Source organism: Brevibacillus sp. MS2.2, assembly GCF_013284345.1.
GTDB lineage: Bacteria > Bacillota > Bacilli > Brevibacillales > Brevibacillaceae > Brevibacillus > Brevibacillus brevis_C.
Window position 1 is genome coordinate 1 of record NZ_JABSUZ010000012.1, and the last position, 23,923, is coordinate 23,923.

21 protein-coding genes are annotated in these 23,923 nt (G+C 50.3%); all 21 read right to left on the bottom strand.

Translation table 11 applies throughout. The features are described from left to right. The coding region (locus HP568_RS13150; RefSeq protein WP_173629293.1) for a YjiH family protein at nt 1-775 on the bottom strand (775 nt) is incomplete at its 3' end. Between the two features lie 71 nt (nt 776-846). Then, complete coding sequence (gene hutI, locus HP568_RS13155; RefSeq protein ID WP_048034047.1) at nt 847-2,121, bottom strand: imidazolonepropionase; 1,275 nt, start codon at nt 2,119-2,121, stop codon at nt 847-849. A gap of 5 nt (nt 2,122-2,126) precedes the next feature. Next, entirely contained in the window at nt 2,127-3,797 is a 1,671-nt protein-coding gene (gene hutU / locus HP568_RS13160; protein ID WP_173629294.1) for a urocanate hydratase, read from the bottom strand. A gap of 163 nt (nt 3,798-3,960) precedes the next feature. Continuing rightward, nucleotides 3,961-5,457, bottom strand: a complete 1,497-nt coding sequence (locus HP568_RS13165; RefSeq protein ID WP_173629295.1) for a helix-turn-helix domain-containing protein — start codon at nt 5,455-5,457, stop codon at nt 3,961-3,963. A gap of 423 nt (nt 5,458-5,880) precedes the next feature. Beyond that, nucleotides 5,881-6,438: a signal peptidase I gene (gene lepB / locus HP568_RS13170; protein ID WP_048034051.1), complete on the bottom strand. Its 558-nt coding sequence runs from the start codon at nt 6,436-6,438 to the stop codon at nt 5,881-5,883. 101 nt (nt 6,439-6,539) lie between these two features. Next, nucleotides 6,540-8,321 (bottom strand): sigma-54 interaction domain-containing protein, encoded by a 1,782-nt coding sequence (locus HP568_RS13175; RefSeq protein WP_173629296.1) that lies wholly within the window; start codon nt 8,319-8,321, stop codon nt 6,540-6,542. A gap of 73 nt (nt 8,322-8,394) precedes the next feature. After that, a complete protein-coding gene (locus tag HP568_RS13180; RefSeq protein WP_173629297.1) occupies nt 8,395-9,555 on the bottom strand; it encodes an ArgE/DapE family deacylase in 1,161 nt (386 codons plus the stop codon). Next, nucleotides 9,552-10,796, bottom strand: a complete 1,245-nt coding sequence (gene dpaL, locus HP568_RS13185; protein WP_173629298.1) for a diaminopropionate ammonia-lyase — start codon at nt 10,794-10,796, stop codon at nt 9,552-9,554. Before dpaL ends, HP568_RS13180 begins: the two co-directional genes overlap by 4 nt. Nucleotides 10,797-11,485: 689 nt before the next feature. Further along, nucleotides 11,486-11,899: a VOC family protein gene (locus HP568_RS13190; RefSeq protein ID WP_173629299.1), complete on the bottom strand. Its 414-nt coding sequence runs from the start codon at nt 11,897-11,899 to the stop codon at nt 11,486-11,488. A 78-nt stretch (nt 11,900-11,977) separates the two neighbouring features. Then, nucleotides 11,978-12,730: an RNA polymerase sigma factor gene (locus HP568_RS13195; protein WP_173629300.1), complete on the bottom strand. Its 753-nt coding sequence runs from the start codon at nt 12,728-12,730 to the stop codon at nt 11,978-11,980. A 134-nt stretch (nt 12,731-12,864) separates the two neighbouring features. Beyond that, on the bottom strand, nt 12,865-13,722 hold the full coding sequence (locus tag HP568_RS13200; RefSeq protein WP_254551201.1) for a putative RNA methyltransferase: 858 nt from the start codon (nt 13,720-13,722) through the stop codon (nt 12,865-12,867). Between the two features lie 310 nt (nt 13,723-14,032). Beyond that, complete coding sequence (locus HP568_RS13205) at nt 14,033-14,992, bottom strand: ATP-grasp domain-containing protein (protein ID WP_173629302.1); 960 nt, start codon at nt 14,990-14,992, stop codon at nt 14,033-14,035. Next, the gene (locus tag HP568_RS13210; RefSeq protein ID WP_173629303.1) at nt 14,993-16,264 is read right to left on the bottom strand and encodes a type III PLP-dependent enzyme domain-containing protein; all 1,272 of its coding nucleotides are present in this window, start codon (nt 16,262-16,264) and stop codon (nt 14,993-14,995) included. Then, a complete protein-coding gene (locus HP568_RS13215; RefSeq protein WP_173629304.1) occupies nt 16,257-17,429 on the bottom strand; it encodes a DegT/DnrJ/EryC1/StrS family aminotransferase in 1,173 nt (390 codons plus the stop codon). Before HP568_RS13215 ends, HP568_RS13210 begins: the two co-directional genes overlap by 8 nt. Continuing rightward, a complete protein-coding gene (locus HP568_RS13220) occupies nt 17,426-18,457 on the bottom strand; it encodes a GNAT family N-acetyltransferase (protein ID WP_173629305.1) in 1,032 nt (343 codons plus the stop codon). The genes HP568_RS13215 and HP568_RS13220 overlap by 4 nt, the downstream gene beginning before the upstream one ends. Next, the gene (locus tag HP568_RS13225; protein WP_173629306.1) at nt 18,426-19,073 is read right to left on the bottom strand and encodes a sugar transferase; all 648 of its coding nucleotides are present in this window, start codon (nt 19,071-19,073) and stop codon (nt 18,426-18,428) included. Before HP568_RS13225 ends, HP568_RS13220 begins: the two co-directional genes overlap by 32 nt. After that, complete coding sequence (locus HP568_RS13230; protein ID WP_048034064.1) at nt 19,057-20,067, bottom strand: polysaccharide deacetylase family protein; 1,011 nt, start codon at nt 20,065-20,067, stop codon at nt 19,057-19,059. The genes HP568_RS13225 and HP568_RS13230 overlap by 17 nt, the downstream gene beginning before the upstream one ends. Beyond that, on the bottom strand, nt 20,034-21,272 hold the full coding sequence (locus tag HP568_RS13235) for a glycosyltransferase family 4 protein (protein WP_309142220.1): 1,239 nt from the start codon (nt 21,270-21,272) through the stop codon (nt 20,034-20,036). Before HP568_RS13235 ends, HP568_RS13230 begins: the two co-directional genes overlap by 34 nt. Beyond that, a complete protein-coding gene (locus HP568_RS13240) occupies nt 21,232-22,434 on the bottom strand; it encodes an O-antigen ligase family protein (RefSeq protein ID WP_173629308.1) in 1,203 nt (400 codons plus the stop codon). Before HP568_RS13240 ends, HP568_RS13235 begins: the two co-directional genes overlap by 41 nt. Beyond that, complete coding sequence (locus tag HP568_RS13245) at nt 22,435-23,151, bottom strand: phosphocholine cytidylyltransferase family protein (RefSeq protein ID WP_048034067.1); 717 nt, start codon at nt 23,149-23,151, stop codon at nt 22,435-22,437. Beyond that, the gene (locus HP568_RS13250; RefSeq protein ID WP_048034068.1) at nt 23,108-23,923 is read right to left on the bottom strand and encodes a CDP-alcohol phosphatidyltransferase family protein; all 816 of its coding nucleotides are present in this window, start codon (nt 23,921-23,923) and stop codon (nt 23,108-23,110) included. The genes HP568_RS13245 and HP568_RS13250 overlap by 44 nt, the downstream gene beginning before the upstream one ends.

Below are 23,923 nucleotides of genomic sequence, written 5' to 3' on the forward strand. Positions count from 1 at the left end.
TACGCACCGTCACTGCGGTTACGAGAAATGTCACTACGAGCGACACCCAGAAGTAAAGATTCCAGTAATTCATCAAATCCAATGTTTTCGCGATGACGATCATAAAAGTCGCAGAAACAGTGGAAAAGCCCGTTGCAATAATGGCTGCTTCTTTAATCGTATACTTGCCTTCTTTGAATACCCGGTTCGTGATCAAAAGACCGATCGAATAGCTTCCCACAAAGGAAGCCACCGCATCTACGGCAGAGCGGCCAGGTGTTTTCCAAATCGGGCGCATGATCGGTTGTACCAGTACACCGATAAATTCCAAAAGCCCGTAGCCAACCAGCAGAGCCAAGAACACGGAGCCGATCGGAACCACCATACCTACGGGAATCACCAGTTTTTCGAAGAGAAATGGCCCCATATCCTTGTCCAGCAGCCATGCAGGCCCCGCCTGAAAATAGATCAATAGAGCGATAGGCACTCCCAGTACTTTTAGCGCGGAAAAGACAAGGTTTACTTTGCTCTGCTTCCAACTGCCCGTTACAAACGGATAAATGGCCCCAAGCACAATTACAAGCAAGGCATATACCGGTATCGCACTCGGCATGATTTGCCGAACCCATGTCACGATATGATCCAGCATAATCGAGCTCGTGTTATGAATCGTAACAGGGATAAAAAAGACGAAAATACCAATGAGACTAAAAACAAAAAACTTCCAAGCATGTGTGGTGGATACGGCTTGCTGCCTAGGATGCGGTGCAAGATTGCTGTTCGAAATATTGCCCATACATGTCCCCCCATTTCAAAGACAAGCCGGTCTCCCCCACTTCTATCCGTTTTCTTTTGCTCTCTTTCGTATTACGCCAGTCTGCCCCCAGCGACGACAATATTTCCGTTTTTGATTACCGTGTTTACGTGGTTGATTCCATACCGATATTGCAAGGTCATGAAATCAGGAACGTCAAAAATCGTGACATCTGCTTTTTTTCCAATCTCAAGACTGCCGACTTCATTGGCGCATCGGATTGCGTGAGCAGCATTGATGGTAGCTGCCGTCAGCACCTCGGCTGGCGTCATCCCCATTTTCAGACAACCCAGATTCATGATGAGTGGGAGCGAAACCGTTGGAGACGAGCCCGGATTGCAGTCCGTCGAAATTGCGACAGCCACGCCACGATCAATCATTTTCCTGCCATTTGCAGACTCTGCCATCAGGAAAAACGCCGTTCCGGGCAGTAACACAGCGATGACACCCGCTTCTGCCATCTGTTCAATCCCCTTGTCGGAGGCGCGCAGCAAATGATCCGCAGATACCGCGCCAACCGAAGCTGCCAGCTCTGCTCCTTCATAGGGTTCGATTTCGTCCGCATGAATCTTCGGCAGCAACCCATGACGGACCCCTGCTTCGAGAATGCGTCGGGACTGTTCCGGGGTAAACACACCTCTTTCGCAAAACACATCATTAAAAACAGCCAGCTTGCGACGGGCGACCTCTGGGATCATTTCCTCGATGACCACGTCTACAAATGCATCCGGGTTTTCCTTGTATTCGCGCGGCACCGCATGTGCACCCATGAAAGTACTGACGATGTCGATGGAATGTTCCTCATGCAACTGCTTAGCGACCTCGAGCTGCTTTAGCTCATCCTCCAATGTCAGGCCGTAGCCGCTTTTCGCCTCGACGGTTGTGACCCCATGCAGCAGAAATTGGTCGAGACGCTGCTTACTCTGGGCAAACAACTCTTCGTGGGTAGCTGCACGTGTCGCTGCGGTAGTCGAGTGAATTCCGCCGCCATTGTTCATAATCTCCATATAGGTCGCACCGTTTAGCCGCATGTTAAACTCGTTTTGCCGACTGCCCGCGTGCACCAGATGTGTATGCGGATCAATCAGCCCTGGCGTGACCAGCTTACCCGAAGCATCGATGATTTGCGCCTCATGCACACGGTCTCGATAGGAAAGCGCCAGCTCTTCATCTGTTCCTACACGCTGGATAACGCCGTCTTCCAACCAGATGCTTCCGTCCTCGATGATCGACAGCTCGTTCATTTGCGCTCCTACTACAGGGGAAGAGGAGCCACCAGCCAGCGTGGCAAGCTGACTGGCGTGGCGAATCCATACAGGTTTAGTCATGGCTCTTACTCCTTCATCATCGGAATGTGGACGCCTTTTTCCTTGGCTGTTTGAATCGCGAGGTCGTACCCTGCATCGACATGTCGGACGATGCCCATGCCTGGATCTGTCGTGAGAACGCGCTCCAGACGACGTGCTGCTTCTGGTGTTCCGTCAGCCACGATGACCATTCCAGCGTGGAGAGAGTAGCCCATGCCAACGCCGCCACCATGGTGTACCGATACCCAGCTCGCTCCGCCTACCGCATTGATCATGGCATTGAGAATCGGCCAGTCTGCAACCGCATCGCTGCCGTCCTTCATCGCTTCTGTCTCACGGTTTGGCGAAGCGACAGAACCGGAGTCCAGATGATCACGTCCAATGACGATAGGGGCCGATAGCTCACCGCGCGCCACCATCTCATTGATGATTTGACCAAAACGGGCACGCTCACCATAGCCTAGCCAGCAAATGCGGGAAGGCAGTCCCTGAAACTGAATGCGCTCCTGCGCCATACGAATCCAGTTGCACAGATGCGTGTTGTAGGAAAACTCGCGCAGAATGACTTCGTCTGTCTTGTAAATATCCTCAGGGTCACCGGACAGTGCTACCCAACGGAACGGCCCCTTGCCCTCACAAAATTGCGGACGGATGTAGGCTGGCACGAAGCCAGGGAAGCGGAATGCATCCTCCACACCTTCGTTTTTTGCCACCTGCCTGATGTTATTGCCATAGTCGAAAGTAACGGCTCCTTTTTCCTGCATGGCGAGCATGGCGCGAACGTGTTCAGCGATGCTTGCTTTTGCGCGAGATTCGTACGCTTTCGAATCACGTGTCCGCAGTTCGGCTGCTTGCTCCAGTGACATGCCGATGGGAATGTAGCCGTTGAGCGGATCATGCGAGGAGGTCTGATCCGTCAGCACATCCGGGATAAAGTCGCGAGCCAGCATGGCATTCAGCACTTCAGGTGCATTGCCTAACAACCCGATGGAAATGCCTTTTTTGTCGCGTTTCGCTTCTTCCGCCAAACGGATCGCTTCGTCCAGACTTTCTGTCATCACATCCAGGTATTTCGTGTCCAGTCTGCGTTGGATACGGGTCGGGTCCACCTCGATATTGATGCTGACACCACCATTGAGCGATACGGCCAACGGTTGCGCACCACCCATGCCACCCAAGCCTGCTGTCACGGTAATCGTTCCGGTCAGCGTGCCTTCAAAATGCTGGCGGGCCAGTTCTGCAAACGTCTCGTACGTTCCTTGCACGATGCCCTGGCTGCCAATGTAAATCCAGCTTCCCGCTGTCATTTGTCCGTACATCATCAAACCCTTTTTGTCCAGCTCGTGGAAATGCTCCCAATTCGCCCAGGCAGGCACCAGATTCGAGTTAGCCAACAGCACACGCGGCGCATCCGTATGCGATTTGAATACAGCAACCGGTTTCCCGGACTGGATGAGGAGTGTTTCATCACTCTCTAATGTTTGCAATGTTTCGACAATCGCATCGAAGCATTCCCAGTTCCGTGCCGCCTTGCCAATTCCGCCGTATACGACCAAATCCTCTGTACGCTCCGCTACATCAGGATTGAGGTTGTTCAAAAGCATGCGCAACGCCGCTTCCTGCACCCATCCCTTTGTGTGTAATTGGGTACCCGAAAAGGCTTGGATCATTTGCTCAACGGATTGTGTCGTCGTCATCATTCCCACCTGCTTTTCTAAAAGGATGTATTTCTTAGCTCCATTGTAAAAAAGCAAGGAAAGACAAAAAAGGCACCGCGCTTTCGATTTGGTGCCTCTATTTTCGATTCATTTGCAACCGCATTCATGGTTTGACGAAAAAATCTGTCTTTTCTTTCGATTTCTATCTTTTCTTCTGATTTCGTAACAAACGTGGAGTTGTCCCTGTCTTTTCCTTAAAAATTTTACTGAAATAATTGGCGTTAATGAATCCACATCGCTCTGCCACCTCTTGGACAGACAAGGATGTCTCGAGAAGCAATCGGCGTGCTTCTTTTACTCGCAAGGATGTGAGTATCTGGCGAAAAGAGCTTCCTTGCTTTTGTGCGAGCAGTGTACTGAAATAGGAAGGGCTGCGGTCGATATAACGCGCGACTTCCTCCAAGCGCAGTGCAGGATCGGTGTAACGCCCTTCTATATAACGAATCGCCTGTTCCACGACATCTACGCGGGACTCGTCGACGGAATGATGGGCGGCATCAAGAAGCTGATTAATGAACAGCAGCAGTTCCACGACGATCCGATACAAAATCGGCGAGTAAAGAATCGTTTCGAAAACCCGGTGATACTCCTCTTCCAAAGATGCGGAGTCCAGACCTCGTGATATCATGTAGCGCCTGACTTGGGCCAAAATACTTGTCAGCCGAATACGCAACAGTCCCGGCTCCGGAAAAGGCTCTTCCTTGTAAAAGAAATGTGTATACAGCCACTGCTTCAACTCTTCCCGATTGCCTTCATCCAGCATTTCAACCCACGTGCGCTGTTCGGCTGGCGTCAAAAATGGGTCTATCATCGTCCAATTCACACAATGATCCACGACCGTCACTTGCCGATATCCTTTGAAAAAGCGGACTTGCAGGGCTTGGCTCGCTTCCGCATACGATTCGTTCAAGCTCTGCTCATGGTTGCTTGCGTCATACATAACCAAAAAGAGCGGCGCATCATTGTTTGCTTCCCAATCCATCAGCAAGCGCTTGCCCATTTGGTGGAGCGTAGAAGGCGAGACCGCAGTATCCACTGGAAATACCCCCACAATGGCCTCCCCTAGCGGCAAAAGATCGGGCTTGTCGCGAAATGGGTATTCCTCAAAAAAGCGCAGCAGTTCCGGATGCCTTTTCGGCTCCTCCAGTTGAGCCAGCATGAGTGAATAAGACTTGGCTTGTGCATGCCCGGGGAAAAACAGGTCAAGATACGTGACGTCCCTAGCATTGTCCGATCCCGTTCCCTTCTCTTCGCTCATTCGCTTTCGATCCAAGCGCTCCTGGCAGCATCTCGTCAGGATTCTCCTGATGTATTCCGGTGTCTGTGGCTTCAACCATAGATCGCGTGCTAAAAGTCCAATCCCCTGCATTGCCCGCTCAAACGTCGCCTCTGATGTGGTCACCACAACGGTCGGACGATACTGGTCCACCAAAAGCTTCAGCCGGTCCCACTGCCCGCGCCCGATCATGTCCAGTTCAATACAAAGCACTTCGGGTGTATGCGCTTCCAACATTTCGAAAACGTCTTCCATGGTCCCGGCACTATGCACCTTGTCATACGGAATGGCATAGCTGTTGACGAGCCATCCGATCCCGATTCGTTCGTTCTGGTCCCGATCCGCTATCAAAATGCTGGGCATAAGCCGTCCTCCTCGACCATTACCTAATTAAATAGCAAAAGAAATACCAGCCTAAAGAGAATGGGGCTGGTATTAGTTTACCATATTGACTGCTATCAGTCCGTCTTCAAAAGTCTTACATGGGTCTTCCACTCATCGGGATCTGGAGGTGGCATGATCTTGGCGTCTTGCCAGTCAGTTGGTTTCGCGTTCGGGATGAAATGATAGTGGGACCCCGCATTTGAGTTACTTGAAGAGTGTGCACTTACAGTAGTTGCACAAACAAGCATCCCTATTAATAAAAGCTTGGTGAAGATAAACTGTTTTTTCAAGGACTACACCTCTTCCCCTTCGTATTCATTACCCGTAAGACGGGGACAGAAGAGTTTTGTTTCATCGAAAAAAAGGTTGCCCATAAATGGACAACCTTTTCTCCTTCACGTTTTACTTCTTGAGAGGATTTTCGATCATGGTTCCCATCACATGATCCAGCGGAATAAAGCCAATATCGCGGGAATCTGTGCTGTTATTCCGGTTATCCCCCATGACATAAACATGATCGGCTGGAACCGTGATCTTTCCGTCCGCTACGTATTCCATCGTTTCTTTGATATATGGTTCGTTTAATGCCTCACCGTTTCGATATACCTTGTTGTCTTTGAACTCTAGTACGTCGCCTGGTCTTCCAATGACCCGCTTCACATACATCGTGTGGTCATCGCCCTGACCTGTGACCAGCGATACCAATGGATGCCCCACGATATCGTCCATCAAAGTACGGTCTCGCTCTACCCGACTGTCGATCACGACAATATCGCCGTAATCTGGCAAATAAGAAAACGTGTGTGATAGTTTTGACACATATATGCGCTGCTCGTCTTGTAAGGTAGGGTCCATGGAATGCCCATCAACCTTGAACGGTTGAAATACAAAGATTCCGAGGACAAGAGCGAAAACGACAGCAAAAGTTATCGATCGAATCCATCCTAAAACTTCTCTCATTTTCTTTTGGCACTCCTTCCTTTTACCATTCTATTTTCCTGTATCGAAACCATCATAACACATTATCCGCCCAATCCCAAAAAATCGGCCAGACGCATAGATCAGGTGAGACCATACTCGCGCAGTTTCCGAAACAGCGTTGCCCGACTTATCCCTAATAGCATAGCTGCTTCTTCTTTTCGTCCGTTTCTATCCCGGATTTGTTGCATCGCGGTATTGATTGCTGCCCGTTCCAATTCTTTCAGCATCAGTCCTTGCTTTTGCCAGTCGAATAGCCCCTGACTTTCTTTTACGGAATGTAGGGAAGATTCTCGTAGAATTCCCGTTCGAATGGGCAAGCTCGCAGACTGAACCCAAGAAGTTGCTTCCATATTGACCGCGTACTCGATTACATTTTCCAGCTCTCGGACATTTCCTCTCCAGTCGTGATGAAACAGGACGTTTTGCGTCTCTTGGGAAAAGCCGTGCATCTTCTTCCCCGCTCGATTCGCATGCGCCAAAAGGATATCGTTTGCCAAAGGCAGTATATCCTCTCTACGTTCTCGCAGCGAAGGCAAGTAAATGGGAATCACATGCAATCGATAGTACAGGTCCAACCGAAACAACCCCGCGTCTACCCGCTCCTGCAAATCCAGATGGGTCGCTGCAATGATCCTTGCTGTTAAGCGTATGGGCTTGCCGTTACCTCCGATTCGGAACAGTTCCTTTTCTTGCAACACGCGCAGCAGCTTGCTCTGTAAATGCATAGGCATATCCCCGATTTCATCGAGAAACAATGTGCCTTTTCCTGCGACCTCGAATAATCCCGGCTTTCCACCTTTTCGCGCTCCTGTGAATGAGCCTTCCTCATAACCGAACAATTCGCTTTCTATTAAATGCTCAGGAATTGCCGCGCAATTAATCGAGAGGAACGGTTCGTCTCGGCGCGGGCTTGCCTGATGTATGGCTTTGGCAAAGAGCTCCTTGCCAGTACCACTTTCACCTTGGAGCAGGACAGTCGAATCACTGGCTGCCACACGTTTTGCCACTTCCTTTGCCTGTACGATCGCAGGACTGTTTCCACCGATCATCTGAAAAGGGTCTGGCTCCGAGTATCCACTCACCTGCCTTGCAATTTGCACGACTTCCTGTACATCATCAAGCGTAATCACCCATTCTTTGACCGTTCCTGCCAGTAGAATGGGCTTGATAGCAAACAAAAATGTCTTGTCTTCCTGCCCGATGGACAAAACGACCTGCTTTGGTGCAGATTGCGCGGCATCAGCACGGCGAATAGCATCTATCCATTCTGCTGTTTGACTGTCGTTGTGATCGAGCTGCAAATATAGCCGGGCACGCTGGTTCGCCTGTATGATCCGATTGTCTTGATCGACGAGAAGCATGGCCTTGTCCATTTCATCCATGACGACACGCAGCTTTTCTACCGTATGCATCTGCTCGACGTACAAATAGTGCTCTTTTAGCTTAATGGCAATCAGCTCGGCCATTTTTTGCAAATAGGTCAATATCGCATCCACATCCGCAAACAACCGCTCACGCTGCTCCTCATCGAAAGCGAGCAGGCCGATCACACCTATATTTTCATTGTCTAGTTGTATCGGGCAACAAATCTCTCCCGTCTCCTTGCAATTTCCATAATGCATACAGAGACGGCACCGCTCATCCTGCCCCGGATGCATAATCACAACAGGATGCCCGGCGAGCAACGACTCCCGGTATATATGGTCCTCTCCTGCCATCGTCCGCAAAACGCCAGCCTCATTCTTCCCCGTCCCTGCGATCCGTAAAAACTGACTGTCCGCAATCTCTACCTCTACGCGCAGAACGGATGCAACAGCCGAAGCAATCTGTTGCACACTTTCTTGAATATCTCGCAAGGGCATCTGGCTTCCCCTCCCGTCAATCTCTTGCCTCCATTATAGCGCATCACAGGAGAAGCCTGCCCTTATGCATTTTTTACCTACAAAAATCACAAATCGTCTCCACCAAGATGGCACTCATGTCTACTATGCTATCCACCTCTACGTATTCGACTGCCGCATGCAGGCCAGCTCCTGCTGGTCCAAACAAAACAGTAGGGATTCCTGCTTCCTGCAATAATGCTGCATCCGTCCATCCCGAGAATCCGCATACATCGGGTGTTTTTCCCATCACGCTCTTACACGCCGCCTGAAGGGCTACATAAACGGGTTCATCCAGCCCGACTTCAAACGGCTCTCTCAAAAATGACAGCTCGGCGCTTGCTTGGAACGTCTCATCTTCAGTGTGCAGCTTCTGTAGTAATGCTTTTATTTCATTTGTAACGTCTGCCTCTGTTTCGCCCGGCAACGTCCTTCTCTCCCAGTCGATACGGCAATAGTTTGGGTAGGTGGACAGCTCTGTTCCGCCCTGAATGAGTGAAGCATGGACAGATGCCGCACCGAGTATCGGATGAACTGGACCTTGAGCCAACCTGTCCGAGAGACGCTCCAGCTCTTGCAGGACTCTGCCCGCCCGAACGATTGCATCAATCCCTTCTGCTGGACGACTTCCGTGAGCTGCCTTCCCCAGCACCTCGCATTTGACCCAGGCAAATCCTCTGTGAACGACGCCAATCGCCAGATCGGAAGGCTCACAGCATATCGCCGCATCTGCTTTGTAAGCCTTTACCAGCTCCTCCGTGCCGATGCTTTTGTATTCCTCGTCAGCGACAAAAGTCAAAATGACATCTCCTGCCAACGGAACCTTTGCTTGTGCGATTGCCTCTACTGCGGCGATCATGGCCCCCAGACTTCCCTTCATGTCCTGACTGCCTCTGCCGAAAATTTTGTTGTCCATAAGGGTAGGCTCAAACGGGGGAATCTCCATGCGTTTGACGCTTACCGTATCCATATGTCCATTGAGCATCAAGGATTTGCCGCCGCCTGTCCCCCGTAGGATCCCGACGACATTGACCGCTGTGTCGTTAATAGGTGTGACATGGACCTCCAATCCAGCCGCCTCCAAACGCTCGCGAATAAAAGCCGCGATCGCTTTTTCGCCCGGTCCATCCTCATCCAGATACGGGTTCACCGAATCAATCCGAATCAAATCCTGCACCAATGAAATCAGTTCGTCTCGATTGATCGTCACGTTCATTTTGTCATATCCTCCTCTTGTCGACATGCGCCTTCCCAGATGATACGTCTGTAGATATCCCGATCCGTATCCCCTTCCGTACTAAAGCACAAAACAATGGAATTTTCATTCAAGCCAAGCTGCTCACGCTGTTGATGATACATGGGCTTGCTCATCAAGGCAGCGAGTAGTCCTACCCCGACTGCTCCACTTTCCCCGCTCACAATGGAAGGGTCGGTTCCAGTCGGTGCCGCAAGTATACGCATGCCGTTTGCCGCCACGTAATCGGCACAGCTGACGAAGAAGTCTGCATGCTCCCGCAAGATTTCCCATGCCATCGGATTCGGTTCTCCACATGCCAGACCTGCCATGATGGTTCCGAGTTCGCCCGAAGCTGCATGTGGTTGCCCGTCATTTTCTTCTGCTGAAAGGACCATGCAATTGGCGCTATGCGGCTCGACGATCACGGTTGTCAGGTCTTTGTTTGCTTGCGCCGCTACGAAATGTCCCAAGACTGCGGCGGCCATGGAACCGACACCTGCCTGCAAGAACAGGTGTGTCGGCTGTTTGGCGTCGATGAGAACTGAGAGTTGTTCCATGGCCTCTGCTGCCATTGTTGTATAGCCCTGCATGATCCACGCGGGAATGGTCGTGTAGCCTTCCCATGCCGTATCTTGAATCACTTGCCAACCACGTTCTTTGGCCATTTGTTCAGAAAGACGCACGGCTTCATCGTAGTTTCCATTGATGACGTGAGCGTGTGCGCCGGCCTCGCGTATCGCATCTACCCGTTGCTGGGCGGAGCCTTTAGGCAAATACACAACGGCATGCTGTCCGAGCGCCTTGGCAGCCCACGCAACTGCCCGTCCGTGATTGCCATCTGTCGCAGTGACGAAGGTGACTTCTCCGATTCGCTCTCTCATTTCTTGGGAGCACAATGCTTCAAAGGTCATCTCTTCTGTCGATTTCCCCAGCTTATCGCACAAGAAACGAGCCATCGCGTAAGAAGCTCCCAAAACCTTGAAGGCATTGAGCCCAAATCGTTTGGATTCATCTTTTACCAGGACCTGTCCTACTCCCAGCTCATGTGCTAACGCAGGCAATATAACGAGGGGAGTCGGCTCATAGTTTGCGAGAGATTGGTGAAAAGCTTTGGCAAAACGGGTTTCTTTTTCGGTCAAATAGGTGGGAATGCGAGAGCTCTCGCTATTTTTTCTCATATTTTTTACGACGTAGATTGGGGGTTGATGACGTTTTTCCATCAGATGTGTTCCTCCTCGGGTGGTTTCATCCTTATTGATAGAGCAAGGATCGTGCCAACGGTAATGAGGCGCGGATGGCTTATTGTTTCGGTGGTAGCCGTATCAAAATGAGATTGAATTGTATCAATTTGATACTTTAAGTATTGTTTTGATACTCGTCATACCAACTGCTGTGGTGGGAGGAAACAGGAGAAAACGCTCCAGCTTCTTGGGTCACCAGCTAGGGGGATTGACTGTACGTCTCCATGAAAAAAGCGAAACCGCGTCCAAAGTAGGGACTCAGGGATGCTTTTCAGAGGTGGACGCTTAAAGGCGTGTTTCGCTTTTTCCATTGCGCCTCGGTAGGTGCCCCAAAGATCTTCGCTTATTTCTCCTGTTTCCTTACGAGCGAATGGGTTTTCAAGTGGCTTTTAAAGATTGAAAACAAACAGTCAGTCCTAGCGACTTTCGAAGTCCAACCCAGCTTCGCAGCGATTTGCGGGCAAAAGAAATACAACGTGCTCACGCTACGTAGCGGCTACCACTTTTTCATTTCCCTGCAAATCACTGCGGAGCGGACAGTCCCCACATCCTAGCAGGACGTAGCCCGGAGCGTAGACTGGAAATATTCTTCTCTCCACCCGGCCCCGTTAACAAGAATAACCACCTGCATAACTCTCACAGGTGGCATCATGAGCGATAGAAGAACTCTATGCGTTATTCTCTTCATCCTCAGCGGAAGGCCATCCACCCCATAGGTGGTTCACATGCCCATCTGGATCACGAAATCTAAAGCTGTAACCTCCGCCTCGGTTATACGTCATTTCACTTACTTCGATTCCTTTGCTTTTCAACTCCTCATAAACCTCATGGATTTGGTCTACCTGCAAGGAGATGATTGGCTGGGCTTGTCCTGACATATCAGTAAAATCCAAACGCGGAACTTCTGGACAACGAATGAGCCCGAGACCTACTCCGCCTACGTTCAACCAAGCCTCATTGTCTCCGGGTGAAAATTCAAAAGTAAACGGAATGCCGAGTACATCGCGGTACCACTTTACGGATACCTCCAAGTTTTTGACAGGCAGCTGTACAACCGCAAAATTACGCACATGGATACTCATTTGTGTTCGCTCCTTTATTTCAAATATGTACTTTCACCCTCATGAACGAAAGAAAAGAACAAAAAGAAACGGGTACCTCTACCATTTCTGAAAAAAATGCAGCAAATGTCCATCCGGGTCACGAACAGCAAAGAAAAGGCGATCGCCTGCTACCGAAACCTTTTCCACGCTCACGCCCTGTTCGGCGAGGCGCAGATACGTTTGACAAATCGCATAAGCATCCCCCGCACGAAAGGCAGCCAAAAATTGCTCGAACCCTTCTTTTGATATAAATCCGGATGAATCACGACGTCCAGCTTTGTCGATTTTCTTTTTGCTGGATGGGCTTTCATCCTGTCTGGATTGCTCAGCCAACACGAACAAGCGCTGGCGAGCCCTCTTCACCCCTTCTTTCACTGCCCCTACTGTCGTATGTAGCAATGTGGCTGTTTCCTGCGCCGTAAACGAAAATATGTCCATCATGAGAATCAGCACCATCTGTCTGGCATTTAGACGATCAGCCAGTTGCTCGAACATCTCTCTCTGCACAAACGTATCGGATACAGTGGATTGATGCAGATAGTTCGCTTCATCAAACAGGGCGGGATGCTCATTCGCCTTTACTTTTCGGCAATGATCGATCCAAGCATTCGTGGCAATTTGCCTCAAAAATGTCTTGGTTAGTTCTCTGTCTGGAGCCTTCTGTAAGGAACGATACACCTTCGTCAATGTTTCTTGCAGTAGATCCTGCGCATCCCAGTCGTTTTTCGTGAGGGACAAGCAATGCTTTTGGATATCCGCAAAAAAAGGTTTTACACGCAAAAAGGAAGCCTCATCCTCATCCGCCCCCATACGATCCCTCCGAAACTTTTTCGACTATTCATACTTATTTTCAAAAAAATAAAGAACGCTGTCAACAAAGACCATGTAAAAATAGGAAAGCGACCGTCCAGAACGGATTTTTCCCGCTCAGGACAGTCGCTGCTTTATTTCCTGCCAATCAACACAACCAAGTCTATCGTCATGTCCACTCCTGCCAAGTCAGACACCCGGCTCAACTGCTCAGGTGTCGCCCCCCACGCCAACGGAGTCATCTGGAGCAAAGAGGAAAGATTTCCTTCATCCAGTCGGAACTGATACTGAACCCGTTCCTTGCCGATTAGCTGGAAGCTGGCTTTGAAGCGCTCGATCGTACGATGATTCGCATATTTTGTTTTGGGTGACTCTTGATACAAGACTTCTCGTAGCTCTCGCAAATAGTTGGCCTCTGGAATGACTTTGATCATTCGTCCATCATCAGCCAGGAGTCTATGAAACTCATCCGTATTGGACGGAGATAACAGATTTAAAATGGAGTGGAACTGTCTGTCGGCAAACGGCGCCTTCGTCAAATCACCGACGCACCAAACTACTTCTGGATCGTTCTTTGCCGCAAGCATAACTCCCTCTTTCGCGAGATCGACACCCACTCCGATAAAGGAGACTTCGCTTGTTTGCATCACCCTCTGCCGAACCTGCGTCAGATGATAGCCATCGCCACATCCTGCATCCAGTACGTACATCCGGCTTTCCTCAGGTTCTGTCGTGTGCAGGATGACTTCACCCAACACGTCATACAATGGATCAAAAAAACCTTGCTCCATTATCGCCCTTCTCGCTGCAAACAATTGCCTGTCATACTTTGTTTTGTAGGTTCGTGCAGCCAAGTGAACATAGCCGTGCTTGGATAAATCAAAGCAATGATGATTATTGCATACCAAGCTGGTTGCAGGTACGTTTTGCATAGCCGCCTGGCAAATTGGACAACGAAAAATCCCCACATGCTGGGAAATAGCTGTAGACATCAAAAAAAGCACCCCATTCATTCGTATTTCGGTGAATGAAAAAAGGCACAGTCAAATAAACCCCAAGCATTTTCAAAAAAATGCGGGATTACGTTGATCTGTACCTCACATTACCGAAGACGAATGAACTGGATGATCATGGTCTGTAACACTCCTGCTTTTTGATGAAGTAGGCATCACGTGGACGCTCAACTACAATTGTAGCACATTTCAGCAATATACAGGGAGGATACAATAGGGGGCAGGTACGCAGTCTTTGTCATGTTTTTAGCTTCCCTGCCCATTCCCGCTCCTGAAGGATTTTTTGCCCTCACTCCAGTAGCATGACCTCATCGTATTTCATCAGAATGCTACCTTCCTTGTACTCCCCCACTTTTGGCATATTCACTAGACCCTTTATGTTTTGGAGAAGCGCACGCACGCTGTTCACTCCGCTTTCGTGAGCATGCGGATACCCACCGCCAAAACGGGGATTGATCTCCGACACAACGTACTGATCTCCCACCAAAAAACAATCGATGTCAATAGGCCCACGCGGCTCTAGGACACGAATGAGTTCCTTCGCTAGTGACAGCAAACGCGGATCTTTTACCGCGAGGGAGCGATCCGTCTCCCCTGCCCGCATTCGCAGCTTTTTGCGGGTAAAAAGTGTCACCAGCTCCCCCGAGATCAAATCCACATAGCCATCCACTCCGAACTCCTCCGCCTGTAAGAACGGTTGAATGACGACATCCTCCGTTTTTTCCATGAGCACGGACAATTCTTGATCATTCTCCACACGTGTGATACCCAAACTGGCACTTCCATACCGTGGCTTGACGATTAATGGATACGTAATCTGCCCTGCCAAAAGTGCTGCTTGTACCTCGTCCATTTTTGTAAAAGTGGGAATGGCGGGAATCTGGTGCGCGGACAAAAAATCATACGTAGCCAGCTTATCCAGGCACATCTCGATTACATCCCGGCTGGACACGATCACCTCGATGCCCTGCATGTAGAAACGATCCGCATGCGCAGCCAACAGTGTCAGCTCTGGGTCTATTAAAGAGAGGATTGCCTTGATCTCGTACCGTTGGCACATTTGCAGCAGGGCATCGAGATAACCAGGATCATCGATACGCGGCACCTGCTCATGATGATGGGCAGCGTACAGGGCCGGGGCCGTCAGATCGCAGTCGACTGCTATGATTTTGCCAGTGTCACCCCATTCGCGTACAAAATAGTGGAGCAGCTTGACTCGTCTGCCTACACTGGTCACAAGTACGTTCATTCAGTTCATTACCCCCTGCTTGTCAACGTGAAAACAATAAACCGATTCGGGAATGAATTGTTGGAGAGTCTCTTTTCCCCTCACAACGACCGCTTCCTTTCCGTCGATAGCGAGAACCGGCGGCCTCTCGCGAATAAATGGTGGATTAAAGACGAGCGTATACGCCCCTACGTGTCCGAAGACAAAATAATCCCCGATATCAGGCAATGGCCCCGTGTAGCCTTGAAGCAAATAATCTTTTTCCATGCATGTATACCCGACGACATGGTAGCTCGCTTCGGGAACTGACTTGCGGTTGCACACAAGTCGGGCTGGCAAGAGGTGCGCGTGCATCGTCGGCTTGACATTGTGAATGCTTCCATCCACGAGAACAAACCGCTCTCCTCTGTTTTCTTTTACATCGATGACTTGGCAAACGAAATCAAGGGCATCTGCCACGAGTGAAATACCTGGCTCCAGAATCAGCAGCGGCGCATGATCCAGCTCTGCCAGCTCCTCCTTCACGACAGACGTAATCGCTTCGGCGTACTCTTCAAAGGTAGGTACAGCCGTCATCCCGAACGTGGTCGGGAGCTCGCCATAGAATCCGCCTCCAATATCGATAAAAGCAAGCCGCTCGCCCAAATGCACCTTCCCCAATCGGCATAGATGGCGCGTAATTTGGCGATACACACCCACACTGCGATTGGTGGAAAAGTGTCCATGTAACCCGACTACATGCACATTCGGGACGACAGCCAACTGGCTCAGGGCTTTTTCCAAATTGCCGTTTTCGACGCAAAAACCAAATCGGCTGACCTCGTACCCATTTTGCAGAGGACTCACTCCACCCCTGGCCAAATCCACATTAATCCGCAGCCCGATCCGAAACGTATGCTCGGGATACTGCTTGGCATAGGCCACCACCCACGGTATTTCCGAAAAAGAATCCAGATTGATCAGGCTCCCCTGCTCCAAGGCAAGGAAAATGTCCTCTTCCGTTTTGAGCGGGCCGTTAAAAATGATCGACGCAGGATCGACGCCGAGTTTTCGTGCCAATTCGTACTCCATTCGCGAAACGACTTCTGCATGCGCCCCTAACTGATGCAGCTTTTGGCATAAAAACGGCAAGTAATTGGTCTTATACGAATACGCCACGATCACATGCTCATAGCGTCGAGTAAAAGCTCGTTGGAAACGACGATAGTTCTCGGCGAGCTTTACTGTGTCCAGTACGTAAAAAGAAGACAAGCAGAGACTGCGCCATTTTTCTATCTGCTCATAACTATACATGGCGCACCCCCTGTTGCTGGTTCAGGAGGCAATTCGTGATAACACCGATGACTCGCTCCTGCTGTTCAGCGATCAAGCTGGAACCGGACGGCAAGCAAACACCTTGGGCAAATAGCCGATCGGATACACTCTCATCGGGCTGGTGCGGATAATATTGGCACTGCGCGAACAACGGTTGCAGATGCATCGGCTTCCACACGGGACGGGCTTCGATATTTTCTTTGCCCAGTGCATCGATCAGTTGTGCAGCAGAGAGTGTTGTGTCGGCTGGATTCAGTGTCATCACGGTCAGCCATCTGGTGGATCGCCCTGTCGCCGGCTCAGGCATGAACGAAATACCAGGCAATGGTCCAAGGGCTTGTTCATAACGCTTGTAAATCCCTCGCCTCGCCTCGATTCGCTCCTCCAAAACGCGTAGCTGCCCCCGGCCAATTGCCGCCAGTACGTTGCTCAATCGATAATTGTAGCCCATCTCTTCATGCTGGTAATGCCTGGCTGGCTCCTTCGCCTGCGTTGACCAGAAGCGTGCCTTTTCGATCGTCTCAACGTCATCGGAGACGAGCATTCCACCACCTGAAGTCGTCATGATTTTATTGCCATTAAACGAAAAGGTCCCAACATGCCCAAAGGCACCGCTCATTCTCCCTTTGTATACAGCCCCTAACGATTCTGCCGCATCCTCCACCACGCGCACCCCATACTGCTCACAAAGCGCCATCAACGGCCCCATATCTGCGCTCTGCCCATATAAATTGACGATGACGACCGCCTTGGGCAACTTGTCCGCTGCTGCCGCTTCCCGCAGGGCTCGCTCTAATGCCAGCGGAGACATATTCCAAGACCCTTCCTCGGAATCAATGAATACTGGAGTCGCTCCCTGATACAGAATCGGATTGGCACTGGCGACGAAGGTGAAGCTGGAGCAGAACACCGTATCACCCGGAGCGACGCCTGCTAGCCTAAGCCCGAGATGGATAGCAGCCGTTCCAGAGGATACAGCCAGCGCAGCTTTTACGCCCACATACTGGGCAATCTCTCGCTCAAAAGCATCGACGTGTTCCCCCAACGGTGCGATCCAATTGGAGGCAAAGGCGTCTGCCACCAAGTCCCGCTCGTCCTCCCCCATATGTGGCGGTGATAAAAAGATCCGCTGCTGCGCACTCATTTCGACGTCCCCCCATTGCGATAGGCAGGAAAAAAATCTTGCTCACCAGCCTGATCGACTTGTAATTTCTGGCACAAAGCCAAATACACTTCCTCATCGTGAACTTTCTTGCCCATCCAGTAAGGAAAATGATTGCCATTTGCAAACGAGGACTTGAAACGGAACAAACCATCTCCATCCAGATTCCCTCCTCCAAGGAGAAGCAGCTTTGCTCCATCCAGCTTTGCCTGCTGAATCATGGCGTCGAAGAGGAGGTGGTTGACGCCAAGCGCCATATCTTCCGTATGGGATGCCCCTAGCTGATAATGGGCGAATTGATTTCCACTGAGCAAAAGCACGCCCGCCACCGGCCGATCCTCATGCATGGCAAGCAGAAGCCGCGGCTTGCACAGCGCTGTTTTTTTCATGAGTCCCACAAAAAATTCCGGTGCATAGTAGTAGATCGCCGCGGCTTGATTGCGATCCATCGTCTCGCGATGTAGCTGGATAAAAGAAGGAAGCCAATCGGTTCCGCCCAATGTAATCCGGATGTCGTTTGCCACTGCCTTCCTCATATTTCGTCCGACGTTTTGCGTATAGCGGGCGCGAATGTAGGCAAGTGTGGGGCGCAAATCCACCGCCGTTACCATCCTCACCAGATCCAGTCGCATTTGACCCGCGAATAGCTCCGCATTCCCCAGCAACGGATGAAAGCGAACCGTTTCCGTCAGATAGTTCTTGTACCGACAGTAGACGTGGAATTGCTCCTGGAACAATTGGGCAGCCGTCTGACCCCCCACAACAAACGGCCCTCCGTATCCTATCGAAACCAAATCGGCATAGCCGGGAATCCACTCATCCAGACGTCTGACCAAATACGGGTAGAAAACCTCATTCTCCCCACTCTTGAAAAAAACAGCTTCTGGCGTGCCCTGCTCCATTTTCGCGTATAGCTGTACGTATTCTTTCGTGTAGGACACATCTAATTTTAAAAACCGTCGCAAATACTCGGTCCAATCATCCTGTTCCGAAAGTACGATCAGGCTCACATGCTTCCCTCCCAGCGCGCTCTCTGTTTTCACTCCCTCTGAAGTCTTCTACCGTGACGCTGCCCTGCTGATTTATGCCTGTCGATTGAAAAACGCGCTTGATCGTCAGACCGATAATCCGTATATCCAGAAAAAAGCTGCCATTTTCTACATACCAGACGTCCAGCTCGAACTTTTGCTCCCAGTCAATCGCATTTCTCCCATTGACCTGCGCCCAGCCTGTAATCCCCGGCTTTACGTCATGTCGCTTCAACTGCCGCGGCGTGTACAGGGGCAAGTACTCCATTAGTAGCGGTCTCGGCCCTACGAGGCTCATTTCACCACGAAGCACATTCCACAATTGCGGCAGTTCATCCAGGCTATACTTGCGCAAAAGTGTTCCGAAAGATCCCAGTCGCTCCTCGTCAGAGAGAAGCCCTCCACTCTCATCGCGTTCATTAGTCATCGTGCGAAATTTATAGATGAAAAATGGTTTTCCGTGCAAACCTGGTCGCTCTTGTACAAACAAAACCGGAGACCCCAGCTTCCAACGGATGAGCAGACTCACCAGCAAAATCAGCGGGGACAGAATAACGAGCATCAGGAAGGAAACGCAACGATCAAACAAGGACTTCATGCCGCACCTCCTGTTGATTCCACTTCGCTGCCGCTTCCTCCATACTGAGGCTCTGCATGCCGTACCTCTCGCGTAACATGGTGTAATGCTGGAGTATTTCCTCCAAAAAGGACAGATTCTCTTCGATGTGGTTCCCAAAATTCTCCGGATGCCACCACAGATGATACAAGCGTTTGTGCTCCGCAGTATGAGTGAGGTCGCATTTGATTCTCTTCATGCGCCATTTTTCCAACCGCTGTAGCCGAGGAGAATAAGGACGCAAAAACCGGCTGGATGCAACATCGACCATTCCCTCTGGACTGCGCTGCAATGATTCATAGTTGTTATGACCAGAGAGATTTACATACGCATCCATGAGTCGCATGGCTCGTTTGAACAATGTCTCTTCGGCAGCCCCTCTTGTGTGATACATCCAAGACTGCTCGTTGCCCCGATAGGAACGGAACCCCTTTTTCTTGCACAAAGATAAGTAGGCAGACTGCACCTGATTTCGTGGAAAAACGATGCTGGAAGGGGAGTATCCTTTTTTGCGCGTCACTTTATGAAAAGAATCAAGGTCAGCAGCAAAAGCTTCGGGAGTCTGCCCCGGCTCTAGACAGTAATAGTGGGAAAGGGTGTGGCTTCCGATGAATTGATGCGGGTAAGAGGATATCAGCTTAATTAAGGAAGGAGCAAAATGATACGGATCGACCTGCTCATGCTCTCCAATCGCATCTGTGTCCAAATAGGGGTAGGGTGACAGTTTTTCATCGGAATACGCCGGGAGATGCCGTGGGACGACGCCTGCTAGCTCCTTGCGCGACTCGCAAAACAAAAAACCGACAGTAGCCCAGGTGACGTGCATTTCATACTTGGCAAACAGCTCCAAAAGTGCGGGGATCACTTGACGAACACCTAACAAATTTTGCTCATAGGACTGAATGGTTCTCTTGTCTCGGACGCCCCAGTAAAGTTCAAAGTCTAGGGAAATGACGAATGCTCCCGTCTTGTCCAATCTTCTCCGCTGCCTCCTTTCTCCTGCCCTCTTTCTTCTCGTACCTGACCAGTCAGTTGGGCAAATAGCGCCGCCTGCTTCGCAAGGACCGTTCGCTCATCGAAGTGCTCGAGCGCGATGCTGCGGCTGTTCTGCCCGAATGCTTCCCTGAGTCTGGAATCGACTACGAGCTTTTTTAAGGCTGTATACAAGGGACATACCTGTTTCGGTTCTACTAAAAATCCGTTGACACCGTCCCTGACTTCCTCCCGACATCCACGGATATTCGTGGCGACAATCGGTTTTCCCATCGCCATCGCCTCAATGATGGAGCGAGGCAGCCCTTCGCGGTGAGAGGGAAGAACAAAAATATCGCTTGTCGCCATCAGCTCCGGAATGTCTGTGCGGAATCCAGCCAAAATGATTTGCGGATGCTGTCGGCAAAGCTCCTCGAAGTCTTGACCTCGCTGATCGCGTTCACTGGAAGACACGTCCCCCACCAACAAGAGGCGCAGGCGCGGAAATTCACCCGCCAGCTTGCGAAAGGCTTCCAACAGCTCAAAAATTCCTTTCTCCGAAACCATGCGTCCTACATAGGTGATCACCACATGATCATCTCGCAGCCCCAGTGAGGACTTGATAGTCTGGACCTTTTCTCTCTTTACGTGTCGCGGGTGAAAGCGTTCTGTGAGATCAACGCCATTGCCAATGTGCAGAATCCGCTCCGTCTGGGAGGAGAAGCCATCCTTCACGCTCAACTCATAATCCTCTCGACTCTGAAGGAAAAGATAGTCGGTCATATGCCGGGCAAACCATTTTTCCAGCGTGTAGTACATCTGATACGTACTTTTGCTCATGCCCTCATGAAAGAAGTAGCCGTGCGCTGTATAAATGACATGCGGTGCTCTTGCCAGCCTTGCTGCCACACGCCCGAGAACAGCGGCAATCGGCGTATGAACATGCACGACATCATACTTCTCCCTTTTCAACAGCCGATACAATGCCCAAATTGTCACCAAATTGGAAATCGGGTCGATCTTTCGCTTAATCGGGATTCTTCTGAGCGTCAATCCCTTTGCTGTTAGCACATCAAAGCGCCCCGTATCCGAACATGCAGTATGCACCTCGTAGCCTTCACCCATCAGCTTTTCAATCAAGGGAAACAATAAACTTTCTACAGAGCGGTCAATTGCGCATACTTGCAAGATTTTTTTCAAGCAGATCACCGCCATTTTTGGTCTGACGCGTATTGATTTCGGCTGTCACGAAATACAGCGCGAGCATGATCCAGAAAAACGTTTCGCGAATTCCGTTATGAGTGAGTCCGTACAAAATTTGGAAGATAAGTGGATACCAAGCAACCAATCGATGCCCACGGGCCGCCCCATAAATCACGAGAATGAACAACACTGTGCCCATTACGCCGTAGGAAAAGAACAGATTGGCTAAGGTAGAATGGAGTTCCAACGAAATGCTGCTGTTAAATCGCTCGTACATCCCTTCCCCTGCTCCGAACAAAATGTACTCCGGATGGTTGGCAATCCGGTCATAGCCCCGCGCTGCCAAATTGTCATCCGAATCTTCGCCGAGTGTTACCATTCGTTCTTCAATTTGCGTGTAAATAGAAGCATCGCTCAGCACGTTTTCGTTGGTGTACAAATAGATGAAGAAAACAGTGAAGGACGAAACGAGCACGCATAGCAGATTCATCCAGAACAAGCCCGTTCGTTCTTTGATGGAGAGGAGCAAAAAAACGAGGTACATCCCTACAGCACTAATGATCGCTGCTTTCGACAAGGACGCTGCAATGATGCTGAACGCCGTGCCGATCGCAATAAAGAGAGGAATGGTCTTCACAGACACGAAGCGAGCGCACAGCAGGCATATCCCCATGCACAAAAGCCCAAAATAGCCGAGCTGGTTCGGATTGTTGAAGAACAAGGATTGCCTGAACTCTCCGCTATCCGGTGACAGTCCTGACACGAGAATGAATGCCTGAACGAGCAAGGAGGTGGACGTAGCCAAAAAGACCCATTTGACGTACTCTTGAGGGTTGCGCCTGAACAAAATAATCAAGGCAAGCATCACGGCTCCGTTGTACAAATACCACTTGGTCGAGCTGAATACATCCATTTCCCCACCGAGTGCAATCGTCCATATGCCATTCACCATCATAATGTCGTACAAAAACAGAAGGGTAAGGAAGAGAAAGAGTCCGAGTCTGCGGTTGACCCGCCCCAGCCGAAACAAGAAGCTGTAGGCGATCAAGATAAGCATGATAAAATCGGCGATTTGCGGATTGCCACTTGGGAAGAAGTAGAAGGGCTTAAGCACCACATATAGCAAAAGCAGGATCTTGTCCGGTGAGAGCTTCTCCTTGATCATCATTTACCTGTGCGCCAGTTGGTTGGTGAATTGCAGGATTCGCCGATAATCCTCCCACGTATCAACCTCTGCCCAAAACAATCCCGGTGGTATTTGTGCGACATACACATTCCTTTCGCCCAAAAAAGAATAGAGAACATTTTCCCACCACAAATCATACTGTTTCTCCTGAATCAACCTTTGTAAGCGCGGCAAAAATATCGGCAGAAAACTCTCTTGCAGTTTGGCAATTCCAACGTATTCGCCAGTTGTCTCTTCCAGTGAGAGCTCCTTTCCATGGCGGAGCAGCAATCCGTTTTCATAGCCAAATTTATAATCCCCCTCAAAACGACGGACTGGATCAGCAAACATGACGGGACACGCGGTCTCTTGCAACACGACTTCCAGTACCTTCGATTCAAAGTAAACGTCGGCGTTCAACAACAAGCAGTCGCTTCCTTGCAAGAACTCGCGGGCGAACCAGAGGGACACCATACTATTCGTCCGATCATAAAAAGGATTGTGATAAAAACGAATAGGTTCATCTCTGAGCAACTGGGTAATCACGTTAGCTTGATAGCCCACCACCATCGCGATCTCTTCAATTCCGTGGCGCCTTAGCTCCGTTATCGTATTTTCAATGAGTGATTGGCTTCCGATGTCAACTGTACATTTGGGAATTCCATCAATGTGCTCGTTAATTCGTGACCCGAGACCTGCTGCCATGAGTAGTGCCTTCATCCGACTCCCCTCCTTCTTTCAGAGATGGCATGACGTATTTGATGTTCAGCTTCAGCTTGTACATCGATCTGGCCAGTCCGACGAACAGGTGGTAGAAGGTCCATAGGAGCAAAAATAGCATCTGACCGCTGATTGCCCACAGAAATGCGGTAACAAGCACGCCCAATTGATAGCCCGTTTGGGTAAGAAAAAGGAAGACCAAAGCATCGATCGATTTGCTGCGCTTTCTCATAGAGACTGTTTCGTGAGAGATTTTCCCTTGACTAAAGACGAGATCGGAGCCATTGGTCGCCAAAATCTCTGCAAAAATCGTGAGCAGAATCAAATAGAGCAGCCACGGACCCCATATCGCGTGATGATTCATGATGCCGTATATCACACCGAATGACACCAGGTAGAGCGCATAGTTGAGCCCGATGTCCAGCCATTCTCCTCCCTTGCTCTTCTGGTTGCGCATGCGAGCTACTTCCCCATCGACGCAATCCGCCAAGTAGCACACCTGACAGAAGAAGCAGCCGAGCAGAAAGGATGCCGCCGTTCCGTACATAAATGCTGCTGCGCTAAGGAGTCCGGCGATAATGCCCCCGATTGTAATTGCGTTGGGGGATATTTGTGTTTTGCGGGTCAGCAATAAGCTCACGTAGATGGAGATGCGACGTGTGAAGTAGTACGACCAAAATTCCTCTCTGCTCCACGGCTTCTGCACCTGCACACGGCAATGGCGTGTCTCTTCACTATCCCAAAACATAGACGGATACAGCTCATCCTTCAC